The 12,576-nt window shown below is 68.6% G+C and carries 9 protein-coding genes; 2 read left to right on the top strand and 7 right to left on the bottom strand.

The features are described from left to right. Positions 1-154: 154 nt before the first annotated feature. Positions 155-1,564, bottom strand: coding sequence for an FAD-binding oxidoreductase (locus C4B30_RS10455; protein WP_027783608.1), 1,410 nt, complete (start codon positions 1,562-1,564; stop codon positions 155-157). 136 nt (positions 1,565-1,700) lie between these two features. Between C4B30_RS10455 and C4B30_RS10450 the strand changes: the two genes are divergently transcribed. Further along, a complete protein-coding gene (locus tag C4B30_RS10450) occupies positions 1,701-2,252 on the top strand; it encodes a cob(I)yrinic acid a,c-diamide adenosyltransferase (RefSeq protein WP_027783609.1) in 552 nt (183 codons plus the stop codon). A 94-nt stretch (positions 2,253-2,346) separates the two neighbouring features. Continuing rightward, a complete protein-coding gene (hmpA, locus tag C4B30_RS10445) occupies positions 2,347-3,555 on the top strand; it encodes an NO-inducible flavohemoprotein (protein ID WP_105132561.1) in 1,209 nt (402 codons plus the stop codon). An 87-nt stretch (positions 3,556-3,642) separates the two neighbouring features. On the opposite strand, the gene C4B30_RS10440 is transcribed toward hmpA, so the two are convergent. The 6 genes from C4B30_RS10440 to C4B30_RS10410 form a co-directional block, all read right to left on the bottom strand. Further along, positions 3,643-4,032 (bottom strand): type II toxin-antitoxin system VapC family toxin, encoded by a 390-nt coding sequence (locus C4B30_RS10440; RefSeq protein WP_105132560.1) that lies wholly within the window; start codon positions 4,030-4,032, stop codon positions 3,643-3,645. Next, complete coding sequence (locus tag C4B30_RS10435; RefSeq protein ID WP_105132559.1) at positions 4,029-4,298, bottom strand: type II toxin-antitoxin system Phd/YefM family antitoxin; 270 nt, start codon at positions 4,296-4,298, stop codon at positions 4,029-4,031. The genes C4B30_RS10440 and C4B30_RS10435 overlap by 4 nt, the downstream gene beginning before the upstream one ends. A 122-nt stretch (positions 4,299-4,420) precedes the next feature. After that, positions 4,421-5,494 carry a 3-deoxy-7-phosphoheptulonate synthase AroG gene (aroG, locus tag C4B30_RS10430; RefSeq protein WP_027783611.1) on the bottom strand — a complete coding sequence of 358 codons (1,074 nt, stop codon included), beginning with the start codon at positions 5,492-5,494 and terminating at the stop codon, positions 4,421-4,423. Between the two features lie 400 nt (positions 5,495-5,894). Further along, a complete protein-coding gene (tldD, locus tag C4B30_RS10420; protein ID WP_027783612.1) occupies positions 5,895-7,361 on the bottom strand; it encodes a metalloprotease TldD in 1,467 nt (488 codons plus the stop codon). 85 nt (positions 7,362-7,446) lie between these two features. Continuing rightward, positions 7,447-8,274: a carbon-nitrogen hydrolase family protein gene (locus C4B30_RS10415; protein WP_089500368.1), complete on the bottom strand. Its 828-nt coding sequence runs from the start codon at positions 8,272-8,274 to the stop codon at positions 7,447-7,449. 62 nt (positions 8,275-8,336) lie between these two features. After that, a complete protein-coding gene (locus tag C4B30_RS10410) occupies positions 8,337-12,536 on the bottom strand; it encodes a YhdP family phospholipid transporter (RefSeq protein WP_105132558.1) in 4,200 nt (1,399 codons plus the stop codon). Between the last annotated feature and the right edge of the window lie 40 nt (positions 12,537-12,576).

Genomic DNA, 12,576 nt, shown 5'->3' with positions numbered 1-12,576 from the left:
TCCTCCGGTTGCCGGGAAATGCATGCATTTTCCACCTGGGCACTTTGATGCCGTCGGCCCGTGAGGATCCACCCCTTCTTTCTGCTCTCACGGCTCCGGGTGGGACGCGTTCATTTCAATTCTCCTGCGTGGGGCGCGCCGTCGCGCCGCCGTGTCAGCACGTGAAAATCTTGCCCGGATTCATCAGGTTGCGCGGATCGAGCGCGAGCTTGATCGCGCGCATCGTGTCGATCGCGTTGTCGCCGTGCTCCTTCGGCAGGAAGCGCATCTTGTGCAGCCCGACGCCGTGCTCGCCCGTGCAGGTGCCGCCCAGGCGCAGCGCGCGCTCGACGATCCGGTCGTTGATGTGCTCGGCTTCGGCGAGCTCCTCGGGCTTGTCGGGATCGATCAGGATCGCGACGTGGAAATTGCCGTCGCCGACGTGGCCGACGATCGGGCAGGGCAGCGACGACGCGCGCAGGTCGACCTCGGTTTCCTCGACGCACGCGGCGAGCTGCGAGATCGGCACGCACACGTCGGTCGTCACCGCGCGGCAGCCGGGCTTCAACTGCAGCATCGCGAAGTACGCGTTGTGGCGCGCGGACCAGAGCCGCGTGCGATCCTCGGGGCGCGTCGCCCATTCGAAGCCCTGGCCGGCGTTCTGGCCGGCGAGCGCCTGCACGAGTTCGGCCTGCTCCTTCACGCCGGCGTCGGTGCCGTGGAATTCGAAGAACAGCGTCGGCGCTTCGGTCAGCGTCAGGTTCGAGTGACGGTTGATCGAGCGCACCGCGAGCGCGTCGACGAATTCGACGCGCGCGATCGGTACGCCGATCTGGATCGTCTCGATCACCGTGCGGACTGCGTCGCCCATCGTCGGGAACGTGCAGATCGCGGCCGACACGGCCTCGGGCAGCGGGTGCAGGCGCAGCGTGATCTCGGTGATCACGCCGAGCGTGCCTTCGGACCCGACGAACAGCCGCGTGAGGTCGTAGCCGGCCGACGACTTGCGCGCGCGCGAGCCGGTCTTGACCACGCGGCCGTCCGCGAGCACCGCGCTCAGGCCGAGCACGTTCTCGCGCATCGTGCCGTAGCGCACGGCGTTGGTGCCCGACGCGCGGGTCGCGGTCATCCCGCCGATGCTGGCGTCGGCGCCCGGATCGATCGGGAAGAACAGGCCGGTGTCGCGCAGCGCCTCGTTGAGCGCCTTGCGCGTGATGCCCGGCTCGACCGTCACGGTCAGGTCTTCGGCGTTGATCGACAGCACGCGGTTCATTTCCGACAGGTCGAGCGACACGCCGCCGCGCACCGCGAGCAGGTGGCCTTCGAGCGACGAGCCGGCGCCGTACGGGATCAGCGGCACGCTGTAGAGCGAGCACAGCGACACGACTTCGCGCACGTCGTCGGTGCTGTGCGCGAACACGACGGCGTCGGGCAGTTGCGGATCGAACGGGGATTCGTCGCGGCCGTGATGGGCGCGAACCGCGTCGGCGGTCGATACGCGCTCGCCGAAAGCGGCGCGCAGCGCATCGAGCATGGCGGGGGGCAGCGGGCGGCGCGTGGCGGCCGGCGGGGCAGGGTGGTTCACGAATGTCTCCTGACTGCTTGTCATACTGTCGGCTCATTCTACGCTGTAACGTTCGCTGCGCCTCCCGCCGCGGGCTGCGATAATCGCGTTCCAGCCAACCGGGCCGCGTGGCGGCCGCGCACGAGAGGACATTCGCATGGGCAACCGCTTGAGCAAGATCGCGACGCGCACGGGCGACGACGGTACCACCGGGCTGGGCGACGGGCGGCGCATCGGCAAGGACGACGCGCGGATCGCCGCGATCGGCGACGTCGACGAACTGAACTCGAATCTCGGCGTGCTGCTGGCCGAGGCGTTGCCGGACGACGTGCGCACGGCGCTCGTCACGATCCAGCACGACCTGTTCGATCTCGGCGGCGAGCTGTGCATTCCCGGCCACACGGTGCTCGACGATACGCACCTCGCGCGCCTCGACCAGTGGCTCGCCGACTACAACGCGACGCTGCCGCCGCTGAAGGAATTCATCCTGCCGGCCGGCTCGCGCGCCGCATCGCTCGCGCACGTCTGCCGAACCGTGTGCCGCCGCGCGGAGCGCTCGATCGTCGCGCTCGGGCGCGGCGACACGCTCAATGATGCACCGCGGCGGTACGTGAACCGGCTGTCCGACCTGCTGTTCGTGCTGGCGCGCGTGCTGAACCGCGCCGGCGGCGGCGCCGATGTGCTGTGGGAGCGCGGGCGCGTCCGCTAGCCTGCCGTTGCGTTTTTGCGCACTGCGACAATTTGCCCGAGGGGCGCCTGTTTTTAAACATGTATCGTATGTGCATGTTTAACGGAGAACGAACATGACCCACATCACCGCTGACCAGATGGCCCGTGTGAAGGCCACCGCCCCCGTCCTCGCCGAGCACGGCGCGACGATCACGAAGCATTTCTATCAGCGCATGTTCGCGCGTCATCCGGAACTGAAGAACCTGTTCAACCAGACGCACCAGAAGACCGGCAGCCAGCCCGAGACGCTCGCGAAGGCCGTCTATGCGTATGCGGCGAACATCGACAACCTCGGTGCGCTGGGCGGCGCGGTGTCGCGCATCTCGCACAAGCACGCGAGCCTGAACATCCGCCCCGAGCATTACCCGATCGTCGGCGAGAACCTGCTCGCGTCGATCGTCGAAGTGCTCGGCGACGCGGTCGATGCCGACACGCTCGAAGCCTGGCGCGTCGCATACGGCCAGCTCGCGCAGATCATGATCGGCGCCGAGGCCGACCTGTACGCGAACGCTGCGTGGAGCGGCTTCCGCCCGTTCAAGGTCGCGCGCAAGGTGCGTGAAAGCGACGAGATCACGTCGTTCTACCTGACGCCCGCCGACGGCGGCGAGGCGCCGACGTTCGATCCAGGCCAGTACATCACGGTGAAGCGCTTCGTCGGCGATCTCGGCGTCGACCAGCCGCGCCAGTACAGCCTGTCCGATGCGCCGCACGGCAAGTGGCTGCGCATCTCGGTGAAGCGCGAGGCCGGCAAGGCGGAAGCGATCCCGGCCGGCAAGGTGTCGACGCTGATGCACGACGGGGTGGAAGAGGGGGCGATCGTCGAAGTGACCGCGCCGATGGGCGACTTTTCGCTGAAGCGGGATGCCGATACGCCGGTCGTGCTGATCTCGGGCGGGGTCGGCATCACGCCGATGATGTCGATGGCGTCGACGCTGATCGCCGAAGGCAGCAAGCGCGACGTGCGGTTCGTCCACGCATGCCGTTCGGGCGCGGTGCACGCGTTCCGCGATTGGCTGAACGACACCGTCGGCGAGCATGCGAACGTCAAGCGAACGGTGCTGTACGAACTGGTCGGCCCGAACGATCGCGTTGGCATCGACCACGACCTCGAAGGGCGCCTCACGCCGGAACGCGTGCAGCAGTATGCGCTGGTGCCGAACGCCGATTACTACATCTGCGGCCCGATCGCGTTCATGAAGGCGCAGCGCGACGCGCTCGTCGCGCTCGGCGTCGCACCGGAACGCGTGAACACGGAGATCTTCGGGTCGGGCGCGCTCGAGTAATGCGCGCACGGCGGGTTTCCGGCCGATAAAAAAGCCCGGCGCGAGCCGGGCTTTGATTTTGTCGCGTGCGGTGTCGCGCAGATGGCGTCAGGCGCGCAGCATCAGCGTCGCGTGATAGCGCCATACTTTTGGGTCGGCACTGACGAGCGGCATGCCCTCATGAAGTGCCTGGGCAACCATCACGCGATCGAACGGGTCGGCATGGTCCGGGAAATCCGGCAGCGCGGCGACCGCCTCGACGTGATCGCTGCTGATCGGCAGCTCCGCGAAGCCGGCGAGCCGGAACGCCGAACGTGCGTCGCGCGGATGAACGGGCAGGTTGCCTTTACGGTATTTGATCGCGATTTCCCAGATGGATGCGGCACTGACATACAGGGTGTTCGCGGGATCCTCGATCAACGCGACCGCAATCGGAGAAAGTTGAGGCGCGCCTTCAGCGGCCCACAGCGCGATATGCGTATCGAGCAGCAGTTTCACGGCCCGAGCCCCCGTTCCGCGCTGGCATCGAACTCGGCGGCGATCGATTCGTCGCCGGCATTGAATGCCTCGACGGTAGTCGGGATGTTCAGCCCGGCAAGCAACTGACGGGCCGCACCGATCCGCTTCGGTGCCGCGTACGGAACGATCCGGGCAACCGGATGACCGTTGCGGGCGATCACGACCTCGGATTCGCGCCCCAATTCGAGTGCTTCCACGAGGCTCGAGAGCCGCGACTTGGCGTCGTGCATGTTGACGGTCGGCATGATTGTTTCCTGATTAGCTAGGCTATATTAGCTAGTCTAGCAGAGCCAGATGCCGACCGCAGGCTGACCGCATGGCCAACCCGCCGGCAGGGGGCCATCACGATTCAGCCTGCTTGCGTCAGTCAGTTGCCGCTGCCTCGCGCAACCCGCCGCGCCTTGACCGATTCCGCGAGGCCTTCGAGCACCTTCACGCTGTCGTCCCACGCGATGCACGCATCGGTGATGCTCTGGCCGTAGGTCAGCGCGCAGCCTTCCTTCAGGTCCTGGCGACCCTCGACGAGGTGCGATTCGATCATCACGCCGACGATGCGTTCGTCGCCGGCCGCGATCTGGCGGCCGATGTCGGCACACACGGGGATCTGGTTCTCGTGCTTCTTCGAGCTGTTCGCGTGGCTCGCGTCGATCATCAGGCGCGCGGCGAGGCCGGCCTTGCCGATGTCGGCGCAGGCGGCGTTCACGCTGTCCGCGTCGTAGTTCGGCGCCTTGCCGCCGCGCAGGATCACGTGGCAGTCCTCGTTGCCGGCGGTCGACACGATCGCCGAATGGCCGCCCTTCGTCACCGACAGGAAATGGTGCGGCTGCGACGCGGCCTTGATCGCGTCGACCGCGATCTTCACGTTGCCGTCGGTGCCGTTCTTGAAGCCGACCGGGCACGACAGCCCCGACGCGAGCTCGCGGTGCACCTGCGATTCGGTCGTGCGCGCGCCGATCGCGCCCCACGAGATCAGGTCGGCGATGTACTGCGGGCTGATCATGTCGAGGTATTCGGTCGCGGCCGGCAGCCCCATTTCGTTGATCTGCAGCAGCAGTTCGCGCGCGGTGCGCAGCCCTTCGTTGATCTTGAAGCTGTTGTCGAGGTGCGGATCGTTGATGAGCCCCTTCCAGCCGACCGTCGTGCGCGGCTTCTCGAAGTACACGCGCATCACGATTTCCAGTTCGCCGTTGAAGCGCTCGCGCTCCTTCACGAGCCGGCCCGCGTATTCGATCGCCGCCTTCGTGTCGTGGATCGAGCACGGCCCGATCACGACGATCAGCCGGTCGTCCATCCCGTGCAGGATGCGGTGCATCGACTGGCGCGAGTGGTAGATCAGCTCGGACGCGGCTTCGGAGCACGCGAATTCGCGGATCAGGTGGGCGGGCGGCGTCAGTTCCTTGAGTTCGCGAATGCGGACGTCGTCGGTGTTGTGCGGGGGCATGCTGTTTCTCCTAATTTTGCGGGCGCCGTTCGGTCAGTGCGTGTGCGGCAGATTCATCGATGCAGGCAATTCATTCAGGGGGGCCGGCGGGGCCGCGGGACCGCTGCGGCGGCGACCGGCTGGCGAAGGGCGAAAAAAAACCGCCGGGTTCGCCGGCGGTTTTTTCGGGAATTTCGGTTGCGCTTTACGCGCCATCAACCCTCTCGATCCGCCAGCGGTCTGAGATACCAAAAAAAGTAAAAGTAAAACTTGGCGGACATGACGGAAATTCGGCTCGTCAAAAAAGTTGATTCGGAATTTATACCCCGTCCCCGGGCGGCTGGCAACCGGGGAGCGTCGAAAATGCGGATAATCCGCGCGTTTTCATAAAAATGCGCGGATTGTCTGCGCCGCGATGCGGTTATGCCGTACCGCCGACCGTCATCTTGTCGATCCGCAGGGTCGGCTGGCCGACGCCGACCGGCACGCTCTGGCCTTCCTTGCCGCACACGCCGACGCCCGTGTCGAGCGACATGTCGTTGCCGATCATGCTCACGTACTTCAGCGATTCCGGGCCGCTGCCGATCAGCGTCGCGCCCTTCACCGGGTAGGTGACCTTGCCGTTCTCGATCATGTACGCCTCGGATGCCGAGAACACGAACTTGCCGTTCGTGATGTCGACCTGGCCGCCGCCGAAATTCACCGCGTACAGGCCGTTCTTCACCGACGCGATGATTTCCTGCGGATCCTTGTCGCCGTTCAGCATGTAGGTGTTCGTCATGCGCGGCATCGGCAGCGCCGCGTACGACTCGCGCCGCGCGTTGCCCGTGACCGGCATCTTCATCAGCCGCGCGTTCAGCGTGTCCTGGATGTAGCCCTTCAGGATGCCGTCCTCGATCAGCGTCGTGCACTGCGTCGGGTTGCCTTCGTCGTCGATGTTCAGCGAGCCGCGGCGGTTCGGCAGCGTGCCGTCGTCGACGACGGTCACGCCCTTCGCGGCGACCTGCTCGCCGATCCGGCCCGCGAACGCGGACGAGCCCTTGCGGTTGAAGTCGCCTTCGAGACCGTGGCCGATCGCCTCGTGCAGCAGCACGCCCGGCCAGCCCGGCCCGAGCACGACCGTCATCGCGCCGGCCGGCGCGGGGCGTGCATCGAGATTGACGAGCGCCGCGTGCACGGCGTCGTCGACATAGCGCGACAGGATTTCGTCGGTGAAGTAGCCGTAGTCGAAGCGGCCGCCGCCGCCGCCCGAGCCGATCTCGCGGCGGCCGTTCTGTTCGGCGATCACCGTGACCGACACGCGCACGAGCGGCCGGATGTCGGCCGCGAGCGCGCCGTCGCTGCGCGCGACCAGCACGACGTCGTATTCGCCGGCGAGCCCGGCCATCACCTGCGTGACGCGCGGGTCGCGCCCGCGCGCCATCTGCTCGATGCGTTCGAGCAGCTTGACCTTGGCCGTCGCGTCGAGCGACGCGAGCGGGTCGGACGGCAGGTACAGGTCGCGGCCCGAGATGCCCGTCAGCGACGTGGCTGCCTTGATCTTCTGGCGGCCGCCGCCGGCCGCCGCGATCGCCTTGGTCGCGGCGGCGGCTTGCGCGATCGCTTCGGGCGACAGGTCGTCCGAATACGCGAACGCGGTGCGGTCGCCCGCGACCGCGCGCACGCCGACGCCCTGGTCGATGCTGAAGCTGCCCGATTTGACGATGCCTTCCTCGAGGCTCCACGCTTCGCTGCGGGTCGCCTGGAAGTACAGGTCCGCGTAGTCGACGCGATGCGTGAAGATGTCGGCGATCGTGCGCGTGAGCAGGCTTTCGTCGAGGCCGTACGGCGTGAGCAGGATGTCCTTCGCCAGCGCGAGGTTGCGGATGCCGGGTTCGATGATGTTCATGCGGATATCGGGAGTTCTCAAAAAGTTGTCGGGTGCTGCCGGGCAGACGGTTGGGCCGCGCGGCGTTTCAAGCGGTGCGGCGGATTCAGGTCAGCACGCGGTGCCGCCACGCGGGCAGGCTCTGGCGTACGTCGGCGATGCGCTGCGGATCGATCGTGCCGAGCACGACGCTGGCGCCCTCGTCGCGCACCGCGACGGTTTCGCCCCACGGGTCGATCAGCATGCTGTGGCCCCACGTGCGCCGGCCGTTCTCGTGCTTGCCGCCTTGCGCGGCCGCGAGCACGTAGCACTGGTTCTCGACGGCCCGCGCGCGCAGCAGCGTTTCCCAGTGCGCGCGGCCCGTCGTATACGTAAACGCCGACGGCACGACCATCAGCGCGCAGTCGCCCATGCGGCGGTACAGCTCCGGAAAGCGGAGATCGTAACAGACCGACAGGCCGACCTGCCCGAACGGCGCGTCGAACGCGACGACCGTGTCGCCCGCGCGGATCGTGCGCGCCTCGTCGAACGATTCGTCGCCTTTCTCGAAGTTGAACAGGTGGATCTTGTCATAGCGCGCGGCTTCGTTGCCGGCCGGATCGAACACGAGCGTGGTGTTCAGCACGCGATCGGGTTCCGGCGCCTTCAGCGGCAGCGTGCCGCCGATCACCCAGATGCCGTGGCGGCGCGCGGCGTCGGCGAGGAACTGCTGGATCGGGCCGTCCCGGTACGGTTCGGCGAGCGCGAGCTTGTCGGTGTCGCGGTGACCCATGAAGCAGAAATACTCCGGCAGCAGCACGAGCTGCGCGCCTTCGCCGGCGGCTTCCGCGATCAGGCGGCGTGCTTCGGCCAGATTGCGTGTGACGTCCGGCGTGCTCACCATCTGCAGCGCGGCGACCCGGAAGGGCGTGGCGGAACGGGCGTGGTCGGTCATCGCGGAATCGGTTGCGTCATAAATGGGGTGCGGCCCGGCGCCCTTCGCGGTTCGATGCGCGCTCAATGGCTCGCCGCATCGGCCGGACCGTGATTCATCTTACCCTGATCGCCGCGCACCCGCTCGATGTGCGGGTGCGCCCACGAGCCGGTGATCGCGTAGTCGAGCGCGAACGCGCGCGACAGCGTCTCGGACAGCGCGTAGTTCGCGGCCAGCACGCCGACGCCGAGCAGCGGGTTGATGATGGCCGCCCCGATCGCGGCTGCGCCCGCGCTGATTTTCGGCGCGACGTGCGCATGCAGATCCTGCGTCTCGGCGCCGAGATCGACCGCGCCGCGCACGGTGACGTTCGCGGGGCCCGTCATCATCGAGAAGTCGTCGGTGCGCGCGATCCCGTTCGAAATCCGGCCGGTACCGGTGATCTTGTCGAACGGCAGCCCCTTGCCGACCACGTCGCGGAAGTTCAGCGTCAGGAAGCGCGCGAGGCTCTGCAGGCTCAGCACGCCGAGCAGTTTCGCCGCGCCCGGATCGACCTTCAGGATCTGCCCGTGTTCGAGGTCGACCGCGACCTGGCCGCCGAGCGACGGGAAGTCGAGTGCGGTCGGGCCGCCGCGCCAGCCGACCTTGCCCGTGACCGAGCCGTGACCGCCCGAGAGCGTGCGCGGCAGGCCGACGCGGTCGAGCAGCGCGCCCGCGTTGTCGATGTCGAGCTTGAAGTCGAACACGGTGCGGCGCGGCGCGTCGTTTTCGCCGGCGCCGCGGGCGAGCGCATGGCGCGACGTGCGCCAGTTGCCGGTCGCCGTGAGCTTCGCGGCCGGGTTCGACAGTTCCAGCTTGTCGAGCTGCCACACGGGCGTGCCGTCTTCGTCGATGTTGCGCGCGTTGACGACGAGCCGGCCGATGTCGTGATCGCGCGCGACGACCTGGTCGACGATCAGGTCGATCGACGGTATCGGGCGGTCGGTCGGCGTCGGCAGGTTCATCGCGCGGCCGACGAGATCGTGTTGCGAGCTCTGCGGCACGACGAGCTTCGCGAGCCGCGCGTTGAGCACGCCCGCGCCGTTGTGGCCGCCGCCCGGCGCCCACGACAGGTAGCCCGAGATCTGGTTCGACGCGATGTTCGCCTGCCAGAGGTCGTCGACGTGCGACGCGCCGACGATCACGTTCTCCCAGTTGCGCTTGAGCAGCTTCAGCGTGCCGAAATGGAACGCGAAGCGCTTCGGCGCGAAGCTCGCGAAATCGACGCGCGGCGCGCCCTGCGGCGCCGGTGCACGCGGCGTGTCGGGCTGCAGCGTGCGGGCGAGGGCGAGCCACGCGTCGGCGTCCAGTTCGCCGACGTCGACGGCCGCGCTCACGCCGTCCTGCGGCATGTCGGGCATCCGGTGGATGCCCATCGCGCCGCGTACCGCGCGCAGCGGCTGGCCGCGCGTCGCATCGAGCAGGTAGGTCGCGGTCACCGGGCCGAGCGTCAGGTCGGCGTGTTCGAGGCGTTTGCCGTCCGCCTGCGGCGCCGGCTGCAGCGTGAAGCGGAACGGCATCGGCGTGCCGGCCGGTTTCGCGAACGGCGCCGGGAAGTTCAGCGCCACGCCGGTCAGGTCGGATTGCGCGCTGACGTCGGGCAGGCGGCCCGGCGCGCCGCGCACGGCGACCTTGTACGGCGCGTCGCCGACCACATGCTCGAGCAGCGCGGCGGCCGCGCCGTGCAGGTTCAGGCCGCGCGCGGCGTCGAGCGCGAGCCGGCCGTCGACGTCCACCGCGTACGGGCCGTGCGACTGGAAGTTGCCGTTCGCGCGCACCGGGCCGCCGAGGAAGCGCCCCGACAGCGCGTGCAGCGACGCGCCGGCCTCGGTGAAGCGGACGCTGCCGCGCAGGGCCGACAGCGGCGGCACGCCGCTGGTCGACAGCGTGTTGCCGCCGAACGCGAGCGCGCCTTCGATGTGCGTGTGCGGATGGGGGACGTGCTGCGGAATCGTGATCTTGAGCGCGAGCGACGCGGGGCCCTGCGCATCGATCCGCTGGCCGATGTGGTTGCTCATCGTGCCGAGCGAGCTGTTGTCCGCGTAGTCGATCAGGTCGGCGAGCGGGCCCTGGGCATGGCCGTCGATGATCAGCGGCGAGTGCGACGGATTGCCGAGATCGTCGATGCGGCCCGCGACCTTCGTCAGCACGACGCGCTTGTAGTGCGCGCGCGCGATGTCGAAGCGCAGCTTGTTCTGCGCGAGCTCGAACACGCCGTCGATCCCGTCGAGCGCGGGCCAGACGCTCGGCGTGCCGTTCGCGAGCTTGCGCGGCGGGTACGGCGTCGGCTCGAAGCGGCCGCCGGTGAACGGCGCGACGATGTGGAACACGCCGGCGTCCGGCTCGTGTTCGAACGGGAATTTCTCGAGCGGGCCGCGCGCGACGATCGACGCGCCCTTGGACACCTTGCCGTCCTGCAGCGCGTGGCCGAGATAGTCGCGCAGGTGTTCGGACATCCCGGTCGGCAGGTAGCGCGGAATGCGCGCGACCGACGCGCGCGCGAAATCGGCGCGCAGGTCGAGCGCGCCGCGGCCGTGGCCTGGGTTCGTGTACGAGCCCGACACCGCGATTTCGGCATCGGGGTTCGACACGAACAGGTCGGGCAGCGATACGTCGACGCGCGCGTGCTTGTCGCCGGGCGCGGGCGTGATCGTCCATTTGGCATTGCCGCGCAGCCGGTCGAACGTCAGGCGCGGCTCGTCGAATTCGCCGGGCACGGTGACGGCCGCGTTGACCGTGTCGATATGCGCGGCGCCGCCCGTCTCGTTCGCATCGACGCGGCCCCACAGGTTCTCGACGCCCGGCCAGCCGGCGCGCGGGTGGCCGCGCGGCGAGAGCCCGGGCGGCGGCTCCTGCGCGGCGAAGCTGATGCCTTGCAGATCGCCGAGGAAGCGGTAGCGGACGATCGGCGCGGCGCCCATGCGCCGCTCCTCGTCGGCGAGATCGGCGTGCGCGGGTTTCGCGCGCTCGACCTCGATGTGATAGTTCGACACCATCCCGCGCGGGTCGATCTTGATCAGCTCGTTGCGCAGGCGCGCCGGCAGCGGCAGCCCGCGGATGAATTCGCTGAGGATGCCGAGATCGACGCGGTCGCCGACCACGCTGAGCAGTTGCCCCTGGTTCGCGGTGGGCACGCGGTAGCGTGCCGTCAGCGTCGACAGCGCGAGCGAGCGGGCGAGCGGCGTGCCGTCCGGCAGCGGCGGCTGGCCGAGCTCCGCATTGAAGTGCGTCAGGTGCAGCGTGTAGTCGTGGCCCGCATCGAGCACCATGTCCCAGCCGAAGCCGACCGTCGGCACGTCGAGCCGCGGCTGCGTCGGGCGCACGCGCAGCGCGACGTCGGCGCCTTGCAGGTCGCCGCCCGCCGAGCGCAGGTGGCCGTCGCCGAAGGTCGCCCAGATCGCGTTGTCGATCCGGCCCGCGTGGATCGTGAGCGGCACGTCGAGATAACGCGTGAGCGTCTGCAGGTCGACGAGGCCCGTCGACAGGTAGGCGTCGCCGGTCCAGTTCGCCGGCTTGCCGATCGGCGCGAGCGGCTTGTGCTTGAAGCGCGCGCGGAAATCGAGCGGGCCGAGCAGCAGCGTGCCGTTCGCGGGCGCCTGCAGCGCGACCTTGTGCACGCGGCCGTCGTTGAGCACCGCGAGCCGGATGCCCGACAGCACGAGTTCCGGTGCGTCGTGCTGCGCATCGCGCCAGCGCAGCGTGCCGCCGCGCAGCACGATCGCCTCCTGCTTCAGCAGCCAGGTGCCGAACGTGTCGTTGCCGCCGTGGGTGGTGGCCACGCCGACGCCCGCGACGCTCAGCGAACCGTCGGCTGCACGGGCGACGACGAGGTCGGGCTGGTCGACGAGCAGGCTCGACAGCGCGGGCGACAGCCGCAGCAGCGACATCCACGACAGCGCGGCGGTTGCGTGCGGCACCGACAGCGCGACCTGGCCGTCACGGCCGCGGATCGTCAGGTTCGTGAGTTCGACGCCGGGCTGCATGCCGGACCAGTTCGGGGAAAGCTTGCCGATCGAAAGCTGCGCGTGGAGCTTGTCCGACACGGCGCGCTCGATGCGCGGGCGGTATTCGTCGATGCGGGGCAGCAGCACGTAGCGCAGCCCGAGGAAGGCGCCGGACGCGACGAAGTAGGTGCCGATTCCGACTGCCAGCGTCGCCTTGAACACGCGACGCAGGACCGGATGATCGTGCTTCGGAGGTCCCGCTTCGGGCGCAGCTACGGCGGATTCCTGACGGTCGGACATGCGGCGGACGGGCGGCGATATGGTAGTTTTGCAGATTGAC

The sequence above is a fragment of the Burkholderia sp. BE12 genome (genome assembly GCF_002959955.1).
Classification (GTDB): domain Bacteria; phylum Pseudomonadota; class Gammaproteobacteria; order Burkholderiales; family Burkholderiaceae; genus Burkholderia.
The sequence above is the reverse complement of the archived record's forward strand: the minus strand, read 5'-3'. Positions and strand labels throughout refer to the sequence as shown.

Bases quoted from the DNA above. Each gene is read 5' to 3' on its own strand.
- C4B30_RS10410 (WP_105132558.1), bottom strand. From the start codon at position 12,536: ATGTCCGACCGTCAGGAATCCGCCGTAGCTGCGCCCGAAGCGGGACCT.
- aroG (WP_027783611.1), bottom strand. From the start codon at position 5,494: ATGCCCCCGCACAACACCGACGACGTCCGCATTCGCGAACTCAAGGAA.
- hmpA (WP_105132561.1), top strand. From the start codon at position 2,347: ATGACCCACATCACCGCTGACCAGATGGCCCGTGTGAAGGCCACCGCC.
- C4B30_RS10450 (WP_027783609.1), top strand. From the start codon at position 1,701: ATGGGCAACCGCTTGAGCAAGATCGCGACGCGCACGGGCGACGACGGT.
- C4B30_RS10435 (WP_105132559.1), bottom strand. From the start codon at position 4,298: ATGCCGACCGTCAACATGCACGACGCCAAGTCGCGGCTCTCGAGCCTC.
- C4B30_RS10415 (WP_089500368.1), bottom strand. From the start codon at position 8,274: ATGACCGACCACGCCCGTTCCGCCACGCCCTTCCGGGTCGCCGCGCTG.
- tldD (WP_027783612.1), bottom strand. From the start codon at position 7,361: ATGAACATCATCGAACCCGGCATCCGCAACCTCGCGCTGGCGAAGGAC.